14 protein-coding genes and 1 riboswitch are annotated in these 17,353 nt (G+C 46.9%); of the genes, 8 read left to right on the forward strand and 6 right to left on the reverse strand.

Annotated elements, in window-relative coordinates; all coding sequences use genetic code 11:
- Positions 1–111: 111 nt before the first annotated feature.
- The 4 genes from QZZ36_RS04720 (at position 112) to QZZ36_RS04735 (ending at position 3,996) form a co-directional block, all read left to right on the forward strand.
- Positions 112–1,728: a fused MFS/spermidine synthase gene (locus QZZ36_RS04720; protein ID WP_295077625.1), complete on the forward strand. Its 1,617-nt coding sequence runs from the start codon at positions 112–114 to the stop codon at positions 1,726–1,728.
- Positions 1,729–1,750: 22 nt separating this feature from the next.
- Positions 1,751–2,881 carry a hypothetical protein gene (locus QZZ36_RS04725; protein WP_295077627.1) on the forward strand — a complete coding sequence of 377 codons (1,131 nt, stop codon included), beginning with the start codon at positions 1,751–1,753 and terminating at the stop codon, positions 2,879–2,881.
- A 130-nt stretch (positions 2,882–3,011) separates the two neighbouring features.
- Positions 3,012–3,506 carry a hypothetical protein gene (locus tag QZZ36_RS04730; RefSeq protein ID WP_295077630.1) on the forward strand — a complete coding sequence of 165 codons (495 nt, stop codon included), beginning with the start codon at positions 3,012–3,014 and terminating at the stop codon, positions 3,504–3,506.
- A 19-nt stretch (positions 3,507–3,525) separates the two neighbouring features.
- Entirely contained in the window at positions 3,526–3,996 is a 471-nt protein-coding gene (locus tag QZZ36_RS04735; protein WP_295077633.1) for a peptidylprolyl isomerase, read from the forward strand.
- 62 nt (positions 3,997–4,058) lie between these two features.
- Here the strand turns inward: QZZ36_RS04735 and QZZ36_RS04740 are convergent, their stop codons facing one another.
- Together QZZ36_RS04740 and QZZ36_RS04745 are read right to left on the reverse strand one after the other, a co-directional pair.
- Positions 4,059–5,102: an alpha/beta hydrolase gene (locus QZZ36_RS04740; protein ID WP_295077636.1), complete on the reverse strand. Its 1,044-nt coding sequence runs from the start codon at positions 5,100–5,102 to the stop codon at positions 4,059–4,061.
- A 147-nt stretch (positions 5,103–5,249) separates the two neighbouring features.
- Positions 5,250–8,393 carry a GDSL-type esterase/lipase family protein gene (locus tag QZZ36_RS04745; RefSeq protein WP_295077639.1) on the reverse strand — a complete coding sequence of 1,048 codons (3,144 nt, stop codon included), beginning with the start codon at positions 8,391–8,393 and terminating at the stop codon, positions 5,250–5,252.
- 305 nt (positions 8,394–8,698) lie between these two features.
- Between QZZ36_RS04745 and QZZ36_RS04750 the strand changes: the two genes are divergently transcribed.
- The 3 genes from QZZ36_RS04750 to QZZ36_RS04760 are packed head-to-tail and all read left to right on the forward strand — an operon-like array spanning position 8,699 to position 10,367.
- Positions 8,699–8,926 carry a helix-turn-helix transcriptional regulator gene (locus QZZ36_RS04750; RefSeq protein ID WP_295077642.1) on the forward strand — a complete coding sequence of 76 codons (228 nt, stop codon included), beginning with the start codon at positions 8,699–8,701 and terminating at the stop codon, positions 8,924–8,926.
- 25 nt (positions 8,927–8,951) lie between these two features.
- Positions 8,952–9,635 carry a JAB domain-containing protein gene (locus tag QZZ36_RS04755; RefSeq protein WP_295077645.1) on the forward strand — a complete coding sequence of 228 codons (684 nt, stop codon included), beginning with the start codon at positions 8,952–8,954 and terminating at the stop codon, positions 9,633–9,635.
- 3 nt (positions 9,636–9,638) lie between these two features.
- Positions 9,639–10,367, forward strand: a complete 729-nt coding sequence (locus QZZ36_RS04760) for a JAB domain-containing protein (protein WP_295077648.1) — start codon at positions 9,639–9,641, stop codon at positions 10,365–10,367.
- A 30-nt stretch (positions 10,368–10,397) separates the two neighbouring features.
- Here the strand turns inward: QZZ36_RS04760 and QZZ36_RS04765 are convergent, their stop codons facing one another.
- The 4 genes from QZZ36_RS04765 to QZZ36_RS04780 form a co-directional block, all read right to left on the reverse strand.
- Positions 10,398–10,829 (reverse strand): hypothetical protein, encoded by a 432-nt coding sequence (locus tag QZZ36_RS04765; RefSeq protein WP_295077651.1) that lies wholly within the window; start codon positions 10,827–10,829, stop codon positions 10,398–10,400.
- Positions 10,830–10,838: 9 nt separating this feature from the next.
- Complete coding sequence (gene metK / locus QZZ36_RS04770) at positions 10,839–12,023, reverse strand: methionine adenosyltransferase (protein ID WP_295077654.1); 1,185 nt, start codon at positions 12,021–12,023, stop codon at positions 10,839–10,841.
- 60 nt (positions 12,024–12,083) lie between these two features.
- A riboswitch (SAM riboswitch) is annotated at positions 12,084–12,188 on the reverse strand.
- A gap of 505 nt (positions 12,189–12,693) precedes the next feature.
- Positions 12,694–14,157 (reverse strand): HAMP domain-containing sensor histidine kinase, encoded by a 1,464-nt coding sequence (locus QZZ36_RS04775; protein ID WP_295077658.1) that lies wholly within the window; start codon positions 14,155–14,157, stop codon positions 12,694–12,696.
- Entirely contained in the window at positions 14,144–14,821 is a 678-nt protein-coding gene (locus QZZ36_RS04780; RefSeq protein WP_295077660.1) for a response regulator transcription factor, read from the reverse strand. The genes QZZ36_RS04775 and QZZ36_RS04780 overlap by 14 nt, the downstream gene beginning before the upstream one ends.
- Positions 14,822–15,064: 243 nt before the next feature.
- Between QZZ36_RS04780 and QZZ36_RS04785 the strand changes: the two genes are divergently transcribed.
- On the forward strand, positions 15,065–17,347 hold the full coding sequence (locus QZZ36_RS04785; protein ID WP_295077663.1) for a GGDEF domain-containing phosphodiesterase: 2,283 nt from the start codon (positions 15,065–15,067) through the stop codon (positions 17,345–17,347).
- Positions 17,348–17,353: the final 6 nt, after the last annotated feature.

Below are 17,353 nucleotides of genomic sequence, written 5' to 3' on the forward strand. Positions count from 1 at the left end.
AAGCCTGCCGATTATACCACTTTACAACTCCACCTCATTTGTGATATAATTGATTTGTTATCGGCTCTTGAACGATACACGCTGACAACCTGATAAAATAAGGAGATATATATGAAGAATAAAGCTGCACCACAAAAAAAGCCGCTGCCAAAGATACTGAAAAACAAATGGTACCTGTACATGACCGAGTTCTTTGCGGGTATGTCCGTCATGGCTGTCGAGCTTGGGGCAAGCAGACTGCTTGCTCCGTACTTCAGTTCCTCACAGATCGTATGGACCATTATAATAGGTACGATAATGATAGCCATGGCTCTCGGAAACATTTACGGAGGCAGGAGCGCTGACAAGAATCCCGATCCTGACAGACTTTACGGCCGGATACTCGTTGCCGCTGTATGGATAGCTGCCGTACCATTCGCAGGCAAGTTCATAATTGCCGGCATATCCGGACTGCTCGTCCTCACCGTCAATACAAATTTTCTGATATGGGCGGCTTTTCTCACCTGCATGGTAATCTTTGTTTATCCCCTGTTTCTGCTTGGCACCGTCACTCCCTCGCTTGTCAAGTATACCGTTGACTCCCTCGACGACAGCGGCAGGACCGTGGGAACTCTCGGTGCTTTCAACACCATAGGCTCGATAATTGGCACCTTCGTCCCCACCTTCATATCCATACCTGCTGTGGGAACAGCCGTTACATTCCTCATATTCGCAGGAATAATGCTTGTGATAGGTCTTGTGTACTTCATCAGCAGCAGGTGCGGCGCTGTAAAAACAGTTACAGCGTCTGTCCTCTTCTTAGTATGCTGCTTTGCCTCGCCCTCAATGGGCTTTGCGTTCTGGGAAAAAGGGCTCACCTATGAGGGCGAGTCGGTATACAACTATTTACAGGTATCCGACGACGCAGACCACACCTACCTCTCAACAAATGTACTCTTCGGGGTTCAGTCGGTATACGTGAAGTCCGGAGAACTGACAGGTATGTACTACGATTACGCTATGGCTGCTCCCCTTATGACAGCTTCACCCGATACCGCTGATATACTCGTCCTCGGTATGGGAACAGGCACCTACGCCAAGCAGTGCATGACCTACTTCAGCGGTGTGACAGCCGAAGGAGTTGAAATAGACGAAAAGATCACAGACCTCGCCCACAGATACTTTGAGCTCCCTGATGAGGTAAAGGTCACTACCTACGACGGCAGGGCTTTCCTTGCAGCCTGCGGGAAAAAGTACGATGTAATACTTGTTGACGCCTATCAGGATATTACCATCCCATTTCAGATGTCCTCAGTGGAATTCTTCCGTCTTGTAAAGGAGCATCTCAACGAGGGCGGCGTAATGGCAGTCAATATGAATATGCGCTCCGACAGCTCCGACGGAATAAACGGTCATCTTTCCGACACTATCTCAGATGTGTTCGGTAATGTATACACCGTAGACGTACCCAACTCAACAAACCGCGAGCTCTTTGCCTCTGACAGCAGCGATATGCTCTCCCTGCTCAGCCGGAATACCGAAGCCATCGAAAATGCTCCCCTCAGGGAGCTTATGGACAAAGTTCAGCAGGAGCTCGTACCCTATACCTCAAAGGGCAGGATACTCACAGACGACAAAGCACCCGTTGAGCTTCTCGGTATGCAGGTCATCGACGACCTTATAAAAGACGAGCTTGTATACTACAAGAAAGCCTTTGCTGAAAAAGGAATACGCGGACTTATAGAATAATTCGCTGAAAGGAATAAACAAAATGGATCACAGAGTTACTTATTCACTCATAACGGAAAAATGCCTCCCGGAAATCAAGTCTCAGCTCATGACACTGCCGGAATTTGAAAAGCTTTCCATTGAAGATCAGGCAAAGGAATTAAAAAGAGCGATAGAAATTTCAGGCGCAGACAAGTCAATGATAAACTACGCCTATAATATGCCTTTTGAAAAAAAGAAGGCTCCGCCTTCATCTCCCGGTCTGATGAAAATAACAGCCATTTCAATGATAGCCGGATTTATCCTGATATGCGGTGCTTTCTTTTTTTATAGTTCAGACAAGGAACTCGCCGGGCTTATTATTGCGACAGGTCTTATCCTTGCTGCCGGTGTGCCGGCGGTATGCTACTTTATAGACCGTATATTCGGAGAAAAAGCCATGGAACGTGAAAAAAAGGAAATAGAGCTCATTTCCGGCAATTCCGCCGACAGCGATGATGACATTTCCGATACCAATTATGCCGGTATAACTCCGCCGAAGGCTGTTTTATGGGAAGGTGCGGCAGGGATAATAATGATATCCGCTGCGCTCGTACTTCTGAGCCTGCTTAAAGGCACGACCCTCGGCATAGTACAGGGTATCCTTTTCTTTGCCGGCTTCATGCTTCTTTCCATAAGCCTGAAACAAGTAAAAAGATACGATATTGCATTGCTGCTGATTATACCTGCATTGCTCGGACTTACACTTCTGATATTCAGTCTGACCGCAGTCCTGTTCCCGGATATTCTTGTAATAGCGCTCTGCTGCTCATTGATAGACTGCGGCATACTTATCCTGCTCATGCCAGCTGTATACAACATTGTCAAGAAACGCCGCTGCACGGAGGAGATCACTGCCGAATGCGTTTATGTGCAGTATTTACACGGAAGGTACGGCGATCAGTACCGCCCTTACTGGTCATATACATATAACGGTATATACTACACTCACAAGGATCTCATGTCACGCCGTGCAGTCTCTGTGGGAGAAACTATAAATCTCAGGATAAATCCCTCCGCACCGCATGACGTATATCGTTTGACGCTTCCGCGTATCTGTTCATATCTTATGCTTATATGCGGATTCTCAGCATTCTTCGCTTTAATGGCTGCAGCAGGCTTCCCGCTGTCGTAAAGCCCTCCGGCACTTGACAATACACAGTTATTGGATTATAATATAGTGTGTCCTCAATGACCGCTTTATGGCAGTCATTGCCGTGGACAACTCAGAATATAATTTTCCCCTATCCCAAGGAGCTGTTATCATGCAGAAAAGATCTTTACTGGCGCTCTGTATCGCGATCCTGGCAGCAGCGTTGATAATATTTGCAGGCAAGTCCTGCGCAGAGGATATAAATACTATAAACAACCAAAACCGAAGCAGCAAGTCAACTACCTATCCTGACGAGCTCTTCACAAACAGTCCGACTCCGCCGGCTCTGCCGGTAACTACAACAACCGAGCCGGATACGCTCAATTATGTAGTCATTACAAATATGCTCGGCGACATCATCGAAACAGTCCCGATAACTACTGAGTCTGTAACAGAGGTGCAGTACGCTACAGTAACAGATATGTTCGGCGACGCGATCGGTCTTGTACCGATTGATCCTGACGAGATCCCGACGACCACTCTGTCCATACTCGAACAGTATGAGGCTACAATGGCTTCAATGGAAGCCGCTGAACGCGCAGAGCGCCCGACTACCGCAGAACCTGTCACTGAGATAAGGACTGACTTTACAATCGTACTGAATTAAAAAAACGGAGGAAAAAATTATGGTAATCATCGAAATGGAAAACGGAAAGAAGATAAAGATAGAGCTTTATCCCGATATCGCTCCTATCTCCTGCGAGAACTTTGAAAAGCTCATAAAGCAGGGGTTCTATGACGGACTCACCTTCCACAGAGTTATCCCCGGCTTCATGATACAGGGCGGCTGCCCCAACGGCACCGGCACAGGCGGTCCCGGCTGGCATATCAAGGGAGAGTTCGCTGCAAACGGAGTCAGGAACGACCTCAAGCACACAAGAGGTGTACTCTCCATGGCTCGTTCAATGATGCCTGATTCAGCAGGCTCCCAGTTCTTCATCATGCACGAGGACGCTCCTCATCTTGACGGAAACTATGCCGCTTTCGGCAAGGTAATAGAGGGCATGGAGGTAGTTGACGAAATAGCAGAGTGCGCTACAGACTATAACGACAAGCCAACAACTCCTCAGGTAATGAAGAAAGTCACCATAGAATAAGATACATGACAAAAGCCCGAAGGCATTATCGCTTTCGGGCTAATTTTTATTATATTCTTTGCTTACGCAGCTTCCTCATTGTTCTCTGAAACTGTTATACCTGGACCGGCAAAGCATTCCCAGCCGTACATCTTGCTGAGAAGTCCGTCAAGGTTTGTATGATGCAGATAGTGGGTACCGTCGATACTTACCACTCTGCTTTCCGGGGCGGTAACAAGCTCCTTGTGCATGGGCTCCCACTCCGGCATCCTGTCGCAGTTGTCATTTGCGAGAACGTAAAGCACCGGTACTGTTTCCGGGAATTTCATATCGTAGCAGGTCTCTATGCTCTTTCCGAGCAGCTTCAGTTCATTCATCTGCGTATCATTCATTGGAACTGAACAGTTCATTGCACATACAATATCCCTGTCCGCTTCGGTAAGTGTGGGTATCTGTTCCATAAGAGCGTCCATACCAAGCTCTGTGACCACACGGTATATGCCTGTTTTTACAAATGCCGCTCTCAGTACCTTATATACCTTGTACTGATTGTCCGGCTTTGCCATCCACTCGTCAGAGTCTACCTGATGCGGCACGGAAGCGTCTATGCCTATAAAGGCTTCCACCTCATCAGCATACTGATTTGCGTAGTAAAGCGAATACAGTCCCGCAATGGAATGACCGATGATAGTATACCTGTCATAGCCGAGATATTCCATAAGTCCATGGAGTTCCGTGCAGTAGTTCTCAACAGTCCTTGGAGTATCGGTCTCGTCACTGAGTCCGACTCCTATCGGATCGACTATCACAAGCTTGTAATCGCCGTTGATCCTCTTTGCGAAGGTATCAAATTCGTAATGAGCTGACGCAGAGCCGTATCCCGGAAGTATCACCGCAACTCTGTCTGAGCTGCTGTCATAGAATGTATAATTGATCCTGTCGCCTGAATCTGTCGTGTAGTATTCTCCGTAAACATCTGCATAAAGCTTTTTATCACTCTTGCTGAGTATGCGGTTCCTTATGGCAAGTATCACTACTGCAATGAGTATAACTGCGAAGATTATCCCAAGTACTTTCAGTATCGTCCTGAGTATCCTGTGCTTCTTCTTTGGTTTTGCTGTTTCCATCCTGTATCTCCTTATAATATATAGTATTGTATTTTATACTGAGTATAAAGCACTTAGACATTATACCCCTTTTTTACACTCATGTCAACATAAAACGGCACAAAAAAGGCTCCACCTGAGTGAAGCCTTTCTGCTGTATGCTGACTGTTATTTAAGATATGAAGCAAGACCGCTTATGCCCTGTTTCTTTATTTCTCCCGCAACAAGTCCGGCAACGATATTCGCGCCTTTCTCGCAGAAGTGGGTACCGTCCGTAGAGCCGGAAACCGCTCCCATAAGGTGATAGCTCTTTGCCGTATCATAGCCAACGGAGTTGTAATGGTTAACCATAAGGGTATTAAGATCTATGCAGGGTATGCTGTACTTTCCCGCAAGGTTGTAACAAGCCTCGTTGTAGTTGGTATAGCTGTTCTCGAACCTGCCGTTTGAGTAAGCCTTCATACCAATAGTCGTGGTTACAAGTATGGGAGTTGCTCCCTTGTCCTTTGCGGACTTGATGAACTGAGTCATATACCACTCATATGAGCCCGATGAAGGATTGTCCACGTTTCCGCAGGTAGGAGCGTATCTGTCGGCATTTGCAGAGCCTGCGTCATTGATCGCAAACTGTATCATTACGAAGTCGCCCTCTCTGAGACTGTCTGCAATGGTCTGCCACCTGCCCTCGTCATAGAACTTCTTGGAGCTTCTTCCTGCTATAGAGTGATTTGCAACAGTGATATCACCGTTGAAGTAATCCTTCATATAATAGCCCCAGCCCTGCTGCGGAGCGTATGACTCACGGTAGCTCTGTACCGTTGAATCTCCTGCGATATAGAGAGTGTGCTGACCGCTTCCGGAGCTCTGCTGCTCCTGTGACGGGTCGTATATCTCAGCGTAGGGCTCGTCCGTGATGATAAGCTCGATATAGTCGATATTCGGAGCTCCCTCCGACATTGCCGACTGCATGAGGATAGTGTTGTTACCTGCCTTCAGTGGCAGAACGATTCCGTATTCCTGCCAGTCAGTCCATGAGCCTGTGCCTGGGAAGGACTGCATCCAGCACAAATCAAGATTATTATTTACAAAAAGCTTCATTTTACGGTCACTGGTGGAGCCGTTCGCAAAGCGGATATGGGTCATATAGTTTCCGTCAGAAGAAACATTCACCGTAAATGTAATGTTGCTGTCAGTGTTGTTGCCGAGGTTCACATAGCCCTTATCGCAGGTATATCCGGAGTTTACCGTCTCGATGATACCGTCGTTCCATGTCTGGTCTGCCGCGTAGTACTTCACCGGAACAGGCGCAGTAGTTGTGGTGGTGTTGGTCGTAGCCGTAGTGGTAGTAGTTGTCATCGGTGCAGCAGCACTTGTCGGAAGATCGTTGAGACCGAGGAGATAAGTCTGTATGAACAGCGCGTCTGCAACCGTCATGCCGTCGCCGTTGCCCGTAACGTCTGCATTGCGCACACCGTCAGCAGTTATAGCTCTGCCGGTGCCGCCGATACCGTACTTGTTTGGATTTGCCAAAGCCTGCATTATGAGCACAGCGTCTGAAAGATCAACTCCGCCGTCGCAGTTCGCGTCACCGTACTTTATTGAGATATCGGGTACATAAGAAGTTGTGGTCTCGGTCACAGTGGTCGTAGTTGTTTCAGTGACCGTTGTGGTAGTCGTTGGGACCGTTATAACGATATCATCGACCTCTATCATTTCCCACTTCTGGCAGGCGTGACCGTTTACCTCCCACTGCTGTACATTGGCTCCGCTGCTGGTGGAGGCGCTTCCCACCTCTACCGCAGAGGCATCTCTTGAAGCCCTTGTGAGTATGGTAACTGTACCGTCGCCGTTGTCGGAAAACTTGAAGAACTGGTCGCTGTAGCCATTCTTATCCGCAACCACTATATTCGCGCCGTTGTCGCGGCTGCCGTTGTCAACATAGAGGCAGAGCTCGGAATCAACGGGCTTTATGTAGTAATAATCGCCTGTAGCCTGTATGCACTTCCATGTATTATGGAGCTGTGAAACACCGCCTGACTGTCCCTGCTGAACATTTGCGCCGCTTGTCAAGTTTCCGTCAGCGACCTCCATGTAAAGACCGCTGTTGACGTTCCTGAACATATAGCTGACGTTTGCGTCAGGGTGTACGGGCTCTCTTGCGCCTGACTGTATCTCCTCCAGCATAATCTCCGCTATCTTCTGAGCGCCCATTTTGCTCTGGTGGAGATCATCAGCAGAACCATCGTTCTTTATGGCATAGTATGAAGCCATTCCGTCATAGCCCACGGAAAGGCCGAAATTCTGCCACCTTGTGAACAGATCAACTACCTGAACGCTCTGCTCGCTGCCTATCTTATCGAGAGAGCCGCCGTACCAGCGTCCGGTCAGTTTCGGGCTGCGCTGCAGATCGCCTCTCCTGCCCTGCTGCTTTACAAGGACTACCGTCATGCCCTTAGCCTTGGCACGCTTTACCATATCGGTGACAGTGTTGTAATACTCCGTTTCGTTGGAGTAGTTTGAATCGTTTATGCCTATGGAGATTATGTAATAGTCTCCGGATTTTCCGTAGGTCTCTATAGGTGCGAACTGTCCTGCGTCCACAAAGCCCTTGGCGTACTGTCCGCTGGTAGCCATATTGCGGACATCGTATGCAGTTCCGCCGAGCTTGCCGCTGAAAAACTGTCCCCAGCCATGCTGCGAGGTGTCTGCGCAGTTATAGTAATTTGCAACTGTTGAGTCTCCGCATATCCACACAGTAGGCGGCATTTCCCCGGTATCATTGAGCTGTGTTATCTCCACGGCAGCTATAGACTGCTCGCGGTTGCTCATACCCTCCACAGCCTGTATATTCAGCTGACCGTCGGTGACGGGGAGCTTCACAGTCTCGGTCGCACCTGAACCTGTGAGGTTCATCATTTGCACCATGCTCTCAAGCTTTATGGTAGTACGCGGAGCATTTCCCACAGTTACCTTTACCTCGTAAAGTCCCTTCGGCAGATCAACATTGAAGGTATTGCCTGTACCATAGTCCTTGAACTGCACTGCGTCTGCAAGAACTCCGCTTCCGCCAGCATTCACATTAGCCACGTTCCATGTCTGTGCGAAGCCGTAGCCTCTTCCAGAATTATAGCCGTCTGAAGCTGATACGCCGGTATAGCCTCCGGCTGCGCCGCTGCCGCCGAAGTCGAACTTCCAGCTTGCGGCCGCCTGTGCAGCGAACGGCTTTGTAAACTCAGCAGCTCCGGGTCCAGCAAAAGCGGAAACAGAAAGCGCCAGCGCCGCAAGTCCGCTCAGGATTTTTCTGAATCTCATTTAAACTCCTCCAATTCCGTACAAAGTACGCATAATTATCTACTGTAATTATATCATTGTTAATAATTCAAGTCAACGCTTCCTGTATGCACTTTTGAATTATTTTTACGTATTTTTGTATCATTTTAACAACTATTCTACATAAAAATATACGACTGTAATTAGGGCAGACTATAGTCCGCTATGACGGTAAGACATTTTTTAGTACCAATAAGTACTCAAAGCAACATTATCTCCGATTAATGTGATAAAGTCATTAGTACCGAAAGGTTCTAACTTCACATTATACTACAGGAGATGATTATATGCATTTTCAGAGGCTGAAAGATCTGCGTGAAGATTCCGACCTGACCCAAACAAAGATCGCCGAGCTTCTTCACACGAGCCAAACTGTATATTCGCGCTATGAACGCGGATTTCAGACTATTCCTGTTGAACATCTTCTGATACTTGCTGACTTTTACGGTGTTTCCGTTGATTATATCCTCGGAAGGACCAACGTAAAGGAAACCGGCAGGCAAATAAAGAAATAAAACACAAAACGGGGGGGGATATGGAATGAACGGCAAAAACGCTCACGCAGGACACAGGGAGCGTATGAGAAAGCGCTTCCTTGATTCGGGACAGGAGGGTCTTTTCGACCATGAGCTCCTTGAACTGCTCATGTTCTACGCTCGTCCCGTAGTCAATACCAACGGCATTGCCCACGCACTTGCGGACGAATTCGGAAATACCGCAAAAGTTCTCTCAGCCGGTTCCGATATGCTTATGAGCGTAAAGGGAGTCGGTGAAGCCGGTGCTGCCTTTCTGAAGCTGATGTACGATTTCGGTACGGATTATCTCCGGAACTCCCACAGCAGCGAGACACTTTTGTCGAATGAGCAGCTCTTCACCTGTATCGCCGAGCAGTTTTCAGATTCTTCATCTGATATATGCACCATACTCTGTCTCAGTTCTAAATATGAGCTTCTGAGAGTCGTAACTGTTCCCACCGGGGATATCCTCACAGGCAGGATATCGCCAAGAGAAATGGCTGCGATCATACTCAGAAGCAACGCTTCCTCAGTTTGCGCCGGAATAAACCACGGATACAGAATACCTGTTCCTGATGACCGTGACTATGCAACAGTCCACTTTTTCGGTGAGCTGCTTTCAGCTGTCGGAATAAGTTTCAGGGACTTTATAATAGCAGGCGGCGGCAGTTTCTTTTCCATGCGCGGAAGCGGTGCATTTACCTTCTGAGCCATGCAGGACAATAATAAAAAGCTGCGCAGACAGCAGCTCCTTGATAAATACAAAAGACTCGGCTTTTCAGGTCTTTCCGAGCATGAACGGCTGGAACTCCTGCTTATTTACGCACGCTGTGAGAATGCTGCTTCTCTCGCTTCGGATCTTCTGGGAGAATACGGCAGCGTAAACGCCCTCGTGAACGCCGATCCACATCTTCTCATGAAAGACAGCCGCATAAACGAAAATACGGCAGTCCTGCTGAAGCTTATCCCATGCATCAGCCGCTCTCTCTACACAGAGCGCTTTGTGATCAGGACGATAAGCGATACAGACTCTGCCGAAAGATACTTTTCAAGCCATTTCATCGGAGCGGTGGGTGAAAAGCTGATAATTACAGCTGTCAGCAAAAAATTCCGGGTATGCAGTTCAAAGATCCTCGCCTCCGGCACGACTGACAGGGTATCGGCTTCATACCGTGATATTGCTGATTTCGTCGTAAAAACCGACTGTACCATATTTTTTACTGCCCACAATCACCCTGGCAGCAGTTCCGCTCCGTCTGAGGCAGATATCGTATTCACAAGCAATCTCATCGCTTCCCTTTCAAAGCTGGGAGCTGTCCTCGCAGACCATATAATAGTCGGAACAGACGGATCGCTATCTCTGAGGAAAAGCGGACTTATACGTGAAATGACTGCCTCTCCCATCAAAGGCTACAAGCTCAGTGAACAGAAAGAGCCATAAAGAAGAACAAGCTTCTTTATGGCTCTGTTTTTATTTCCCGGAAAAAGTCTCCGTACTGCGCGTCCTTGATATAGTCACGTCCTTATGCGTTGTTCTGATACCGCCCGGAGCTTTCTCGTCCGCTTTTTCAGAGTGTACAATCATACGTATATCGCTGAATCCGTCAAGCACCTGCGACAGCCTGTATACAGTCTCGCGGAGAATCTCCCGCTGATGCGCCCTGTATACCTTTCCAACAGCTGAATCCGGATTTGTCTCGAAGAGAACATACATTAGACTGAGAGTCTCTTCACAGGTGTCGGGAGCATTAAGTATCCCGTTCACCATTCTGAATGTCATACTTACGGAACCGTCCTCTGCAACAAACTCAGCCATTTCCGAGTTTGAGGCATATCTGCCGAATATCTCAATGAACACCGCATTGGTAAATCTCAGTACAAGGTAATTACGAAGCTCTTCCATATTTATGCCTTATGAGAGAGCTGCCCTGAGTGCATCTGCTCTGTCTGTCTTCTCCCATGCAACGCCGAGTTCCTCGCGTCCCATATGACCGTAAGCGGCAAGCTGTCTGTACTGAGGCTTTCTGAGGTCGAGCATTTCGATGATAGCTGTCGGACGAAGGTCGAATACCTTTGTAACTGCCTCGGCGAGCTCCTCTTCGTCAACCTTGCCTGTGCCAAATGTATCAACAAGTACAGAGATAGGCTTAGCAACACCGATAGCATAAGAAAGCTGTACCTCGCACTTGTCCGCGAGACCTGCTGCAACTATATTCTTTGCGATATAACGTGCTGCATAAGCTGCGCTTCTGTCTACCTTAGTCGGATCCTTTCCGCTGAAAGCTCCGCCGCCGTGACGTGAATATCCGCCGTATGTATCAACGATTATCTTACGTCCTGTAAGACCGCTGTCGCCCTGAGGACCGCCTACTACGAAACGTCCTGTAGGATTTATGTAAATCTTTGTGTTCTTGTCCATGAGCTTTGAAGGAATAACTGCCTTTATAACGTACTCCTCGATATCCTTTCGGAGCTGCTTGAGGGAAACATCCGCGGAGTGCTGTGAAGAAACGACAACCGCATCGACTCTTACAGGCTTGCCGTCCACATACTCAACAGTTACCTGTGACTTTCCGTCGGGACGGAGATAACGGAGAGTACCGTCCTTGCGGACCTCGGTGAGCTTTATGGAGAGCTTGTGAGCAAGTGAGATCGGAAGGGGCATGAGCTCAGGGGTCTCGTTGCAGGCAAAGCCGAACATTATTCCCTGATCTCCGGCACCGTTTGAAAGGCCGTCAGATTCGCCGTTCTCTTCTCTGTATTCAAATGCCTCGTTAACGCCCATAGCGATATCAGGCGACTGTTCGTCGATAGATGTGAGCACAGCGCAGGTATGACCGTCAAAGCCGTACTTTGCTCTGTCGTAACCGATGTCGATAACTACCTGACGGGCGATCTTTGGGATATCGATATCTGCTGAGGTCGTTATCTCGCCCATACAGAGTATCATACCGGTTGTAACGCAGGTCTCGCAGGCAACTCTTCCGAGCTTGTCCTGTTCGAGAATAGCGTCAAGCACCGCGTCAGAGATCTGGTCGCAGATCTTGTCGGGATGTCCCTCGGTCACTGATTCAGATGTGAAAAAGCATTTACTCATAAAAAAACCCTCCTGAAAATAAAAAAACTTCTCTATCCGAGAAGTCATGATCGCACAAAGCCCTCATCTTCCGGATAAAACCGCAGGAATTAGCACCTTCGACTCATTACGGTCAGGTTGCTGCGGCTTCACCGGTCCTGTTACCTCCGCCGCTCTTGATAAGGTTATGAAAGTATTATACACCTTTGTCGGAAATATGTCAATAGGCAATTGCATGAATGCAACAATTTTTTGCACAAAACAAATGAGCCTCCTTTTCAGGAAGCTCATCTGCCATGATATAGGGATTATTGGGGATTTAATAATTTAATGTTGGGGTAAACATTAAACTACCATGAAAATCAGCCTCGGGATATTCTCCCTCAGCATTTATATTATATCACATATTTATGTATTTTGTGTGAAAATGTTGATCGAGCAGCAGAGAAAATTAAGGCGAATAAAATTGCTTTTTTGTTAATACTGCACAAGGTGTACTGTAAATGTCCACTTATATAATACTTGGAGTATTATTTTGTAATTGAATCATAGCCAGTTATCACTTTTTATGCTTATAAGTAACCTTTAATAGTTCTCATGAACGGAATCACGGTGATACGTTCTTTTCTAACGCCGATATCAAGCCTTTCATGCCGGTTTACGAAAAGTATACCGATAAAAAAGCGTTGTTTTATTCAGAATTCTTCTTAACATTCCTGATCTTGAACCAGAATGTCGAACCCTTTCCGAGCGTACTGCGGACACCGTAATCAAAATTATGCATCTTCAGCACCGCCTTTACTATGGAAAGACCAAGTCCGGTGCCGACTACCTCTCGCTTGTGGTTCTCAGAACGGTAGTATTTATCGAAGATCAGCTTTATCTTGTCCTCCTCGATGCCGTCGCCGGTATCCTCTATCTCGACAAGCACACCGTCCTCCTTGTTTATCTGACGGACAAAGACCTTTTTGTCCTCTCCGGTATAATTCAGCGCATTGTTTATAAGATTGTATATGACCTGTTCTATCTTGACGACATCACAGTATACTATCCTTTCTTCATCTGGAGTAAACATGATATGGTAGCCGTTTTTCTCGGAAAGTCCCTTGAAACGTTCTATTATCTCTCCCAGCTTGCCGCTTATCCCGAATTCGGACGGAGTGAGTTTCTGCTTTCCGCTCTCCAGCTTTGAAAGGTCGAGCATATCGTTTACAAGCAGCGCAAGACGGTCTGTTTCACTGATTATTATTTCCAGATGCTCGTTGCGCTTCACAGGGTTGTCTCCTGAAAGGTCGCGTATCATCTCCGCATAGGCTTTCAGCATCGTCAGCGGCGTCCTCAGGTCGTGAGACACGTTTGCGATCAGATCTCTCTGCATGGTGTCGACTCTTGAAAGCTCTTTCTCAGCGTATGTAAGAGTATCAGCAAGCTTCTTAGCTTCAAGGTATCCCCTTCCGTCGAACTTTGTACTGAAATCGCCCTTAGCAAGCCGCTCCGCTGACTTTGTTATCCTGTCTATCGGCATTGCGATTCGCTTTGCAAGATACAGTGAAATGACGAATGCCATTATCACCAGTACACCAGTTATGATCATGAGCTGACGCTTGATGATATTTACCGTAGCGCCTACGGGTTCAAGGGTAGAGTTTATGAGCAGATACCCCTGGGTATTGGAGGCAGTTCCTATCCTGCATCCGCAGATAAGCATTTCCTTGTTTGTGTAGGGATTGATCATCGGTCCTTTAATGACGCCGTCGTCGTCCATGTCTATATTGTCAATCAGTTCGCGGTTTTTGTTGTTCCTGTCATGTATTATGCATTTTCCTAAAATATGCTCCTGTGTTACAGGTCTGCCGAACTTGTCAAGTATAGATATGCACTGTTCGTTCTCTCCCGCAACACTGCTCAGGGTCTTGTAAAAGAGAGTCTTGTAGCCGTTCTTGTAATCATTTTCATAGGATTCAACTATCGTATCCATGCTTTTCATGGCAGAACGGTAAGCCATTCCCTTATAGAACCTTTCAAGGAAGAATATCTGGAATACCCACAGCAGGGCGAATACTATCACCGTGAATATGATAAAATAAAGCCATATCTTGAATTTAAGCGGAATCCTGCTCTCTGCGTGTCTGATCCTTTTTTTAATCAGCTTCAAACTTGTATCCCATTCCTCTCAGTGTAACGATGAACTTGCGGTACTCTCCAAGGCTGTTTCTGAGCATTTTAATGTGGGTATCAACAGTACGGTCGTCACCGAAGAAGTCATAGCCCCACACCTCTTCAAGAAGCTTGTCCCTTGAAAGTGCGATATTCTTGTTCTTGACAAGATAGAACAAGAGATCGTACTCCTTAGGAGTCATGGACGCCTTAGTACCGTTTACATATACTTCTCTTCCGGCGATATCGACTTCAAGTCCCTCAAATGAGAATTTGTCCTGAGATACAGTCTCCTCCTGATGTGTGTTTCTCTTCAGTACGACCTTTACTCTTGCCATCAGCTCCTTTGGCGAAAAGGGCTTGACAACGTAGTCGTCGATACCTATCTCAAAGCCGAAGAGCTTGTCATATTCCTCGCCTCTTGCCGAAAGCATGATAACGGGTATGCTCTTCGTCTTGTGTATCTCCTTGCAGGCAGAATATCCGTCGAGCCTCGGCATCATTACATCCATTATGATCAGATCAAAGTCATTGTCATGGCAGAGATTGACAGCTTCCATGCCGTTTTCGGCTTCTGTAACCTTATATCCTTCAAATTCAGCGTATTCGCGTACAACATTGCGGATATTCTTTTCATCGTCAACAATAAGAATATGTGCCATATTTTACCTCCGTACATTTATTATTGATCAGGTAATGTCACCATTTTGCAAAACCATTCCTGATATATTCTTCTTTACTATTATAACATTATATTTGACAAAAGTGTATATTACGTGAAATATTCTTGTAAATTTCCGTCAATTTTATCAAATTTGTTAGAGCCTGTAAATTTTTAATTGACTTTTTCAGTTATTATTGCTATAATATATTTAGGTAAATATGTTGGAAGGGAGGCGGTATCTATGAACAAAAGACCGGGCCGACATAAGAACAACAAGAGAAATACTGTTAAAAGAGTTTCAAGCAGTTTCAATCCCCTTGCAGCAGCTATCATCATAGTTACCGCAAGCATACTTGTAATAGGATACTGTATTCTGTATCCTGCCAACGCAAAGTCTACTCTTATAATATATGTATGTACGATGGTCTGTGCCACGCTCATACTTGCTATATCAGGCTGGATATACCAGAACAAGAAAACGTCCCTGGACGAATCCGAAATAATAAAGGTCACGGAAAACCTGAATACCGAAATGATAATCTGGTCCGATGACTTTGCTTACGTCTACATTAATAAGAAGCTCCGTGATCTGCTTGGCATAACCGCAGATTACTCGGACAAGATGGAAGGCGTATGGACAGCATTCGGCATAACCAATCCCGATCCCCTCGCACTTGAAAAGATAGTGGGCAGCAATTCCTACGAATCCACATTCCGCAATCCCGCAGGCTCACTTATTTCAATTGCATGGAGTACCTCGATGGTAAAAAAGACGAGAAAACACGCTCTTTTCCTCAGTACGGGATTCAACCTCACGGAGCTGAAGAAAATGCGTGTGAACCTCGCAAGCGCGAATGATTTCTTCCACTCCTCAATGGAACTGGCAGAGATCGGTCTTATAATGAGCACTGACAGAAAGGTGTTCCGTGCTTCTCCCGAACTTGCACATATGCTCGGTCTCAAAAACGGTACAATAAACGTAAATGAGCTCCGTTCGATAATCCATCCCAACGACAGGCTGCAGTTCGACGGGGCTATCCGCAACAAGGACATATCAGCCGCAAAGACCATAGAAATGAGGGTAAAGAGCGCTGACGGCGCTTATCGCTGGTATTCATTCCGACTGAAATCCATACTCGGCTCCGGAAACAATTCTCCCCTCTTCGGCGGAGCTGTTATCGACGTAACACAGAAGCACGAAAAGGATATACTCATCGAGAGACTCGCTTATATAGATGATGTCACTGAAATCGCAAACCGCAACAAGCTCGTTGTGACCGGTCAGGAGATATATGATTCATGCAAGATACTGGATTATTCATTCTGGATCATAGTTCTCGATATCGACCGCTTCCACATAATCAACGATACCTGCGGATACAGCAACGGAAACTATGTTCTGAAGAATTTTGCTCATATACTATATAAGTATGTTACTCCTGGCGGACTTGCCGCAAGAATAAGCGGCGATAACTTCGCTCTTCTCCTCAGGGACTACGGCGACGAGGAAATGCCTACAAGAACAGTAAAATCCATACAGGAGGACTTCACAAAGCTTGCTGTTGACGATTTTGCTTCAATAAGCCTTACCTGCTCTGCCGGTTTCTCCAAGATGCCCGAAGACGGCGGCTCCTTCCTTGAGGTAATGGAGCACGCTGAATTCGCCCTCAAATCCAATACCGGTATACAGGGCAGCGTCTGCGGATATGAGCCGAGTATGCACGATTCGATCATAGGCAACACCGAGCTCGAAAAGGCTCTCGCTCTGGCAATAGACAATAACGAGCTCCAGCTCTTCTATCAGCCTAAAATAGACCTGACATCAGGCAGGATAATGGGCGTTGAAGCTCTCATACGCTGGATAAAGCCTGACGGAACTATAATCGGTCCGGATTCCTTTGTCCCTATCGCAGAAAGTTCTCATCTCATCGGCAAGATAAGCGAATTCGTACTCAACGAAGGCTGCCGTCAGAACAAGCTGTGGCAGAAAATGGGCTATCCGCCGATAGTAATGTCTATCAACTTCGCTTCTTCCGACTTCTACCAGACTGACCTCAAGGAAAAAGTGTTTGAAGCTCTTGCACGTTCCGCCCTCGATCCTCAGTGGCTCGAAGTTGAGCTTACCGAAAGCCTCGCTCTCAGCGATATCGATTTCGCCGTGGATCAGATGAACAAGATCCGGGATCTGGGAGTAAAGCTTGCTATGGACGACTTCGGAAAGGGATACTCTTCACTTAGCTACCTGCAGGTGCTTCCCATTACTCTCCTCAAACTCGACCGCTCGTTCATAACAGATATCGAGCATGACAATATCGCCTACGAAATAGTTTCAGCGGTAATCCGTATCGCAAAATCCAAGAAGATAGAAACTATAGCGGAGGGTATCGAGAACAATGTTCAGGAGTCCATACTCCGCATGGCAGGCTGTGACTACGGTCAGGGCTTCCTCTACGGGCAGCCTATGCCGCCGGAAAAGATACTCGACTTCTTTGAGAAAAACGCAAAACGCGATATGAAAAGATAATGCACA

It is taken from the genome of Ruminococcus sp., from assembly GCF_016287535.1.
GTDB lineage: Bacteria > Bacillota > Clostridia > Oscillospirales > Ruminococcaceae > Ruminococcus.

Excerpts from the sequence above, each read along its gene's own strand:
- metK (WP_295077654.1), bottom strand. The coding sequence starts at position 12,023 with ATGAGTAAATGCTTTTTCACATCTGAATCAGTGACCGAGGGACATCCC.
- QZZ36_RS04740 (WP_295077636.1), bottom strand. The coding sequence starts at position 5,102 with ATGGAAACAGCAAAACCAAAGAAGAAGCACAGGATACTCAGGACGATA.
- QZZ36_RS04730 (WP_295077630.1), top strand. The coding sequence starts at position 3,012 with ATGCAGAAAAGATCTTTACTGGCGCTCTGTATCGCGATCCTGGCAGCA.
- QZZ36_RS04755 (WP_295077645.1), top strand. The coding sequence starts at position 8,952 with ATGAACGGCAAAAACGCTCACGCAGGACACAGGGAGCGTATGAGAAAG.
- QZZ36_RS04760 (WP_295077648.1), top strand. The coding sequence starts at position 9,639 with ATGCAGGACAATAATAAAAAGCTGCGCAGACAGCAGCTCCTTGATAAA.
- QZZ36_RS04735 (WP_295077633.1), top strand. The coding sequence starts at position 3,526 with ATGGTAATCATCGAAATGGAAAACGGAAAGAAGATAAAGATAGAGCTT.
- QZZ36_RS04745 (WP_295077639.1), bottom strand. The coding sequence starts at position 8,393 with ATGAGATTCAGAAAAATCCTGAGCGGACTTGCGGCGCTGGCGCTTTCT.
- QZZ36_RS04720 (WP_295077625.1), top strand. The coding sequence starts at position 112 with ATGAAGAATAAAGCTGCACCACAAAAAAAGCCGCTGCCAAAGATACTG.
- QZZ36_RS04750 (WP_295077642.1), top strand. The coding sequence starts at position 8,699 with ATGCATTTTCAGAGGCTGAAAGATCTGCGTGAAGATTCCGACCTGACC.
- QZZ36_RS04725 (WP_295077627.1), top strand. The coding sequence starts at position 1,751 with ATGGATCACAGAGTTACTTATTCACTCATAACGGAAAAATGCCTCCCG.
- QZZ36_RS04765 (WP_295077651.1), bottom strand. The coding sequence starts at position 10,829 with ATGGAAGAGCTTCGTAATTACCTTGTACTGAGATTTACCAATGCGGTG.
- QZZ36_RS04780 (WP_295077660.1), bottom strand. The coding sequence starts at position 14,821 with ATGGCACATATTCTTATTGTTGACGATGAAAAGAATATCCGCAATGTT.
- QZZ36_RS04785 (WP_295077663.1), top strand. The coding sequence starts at position 15,065 with ATGAACAAAAGACCGGGCCGACATAAGAACAACAAGAGAAATACTGTT.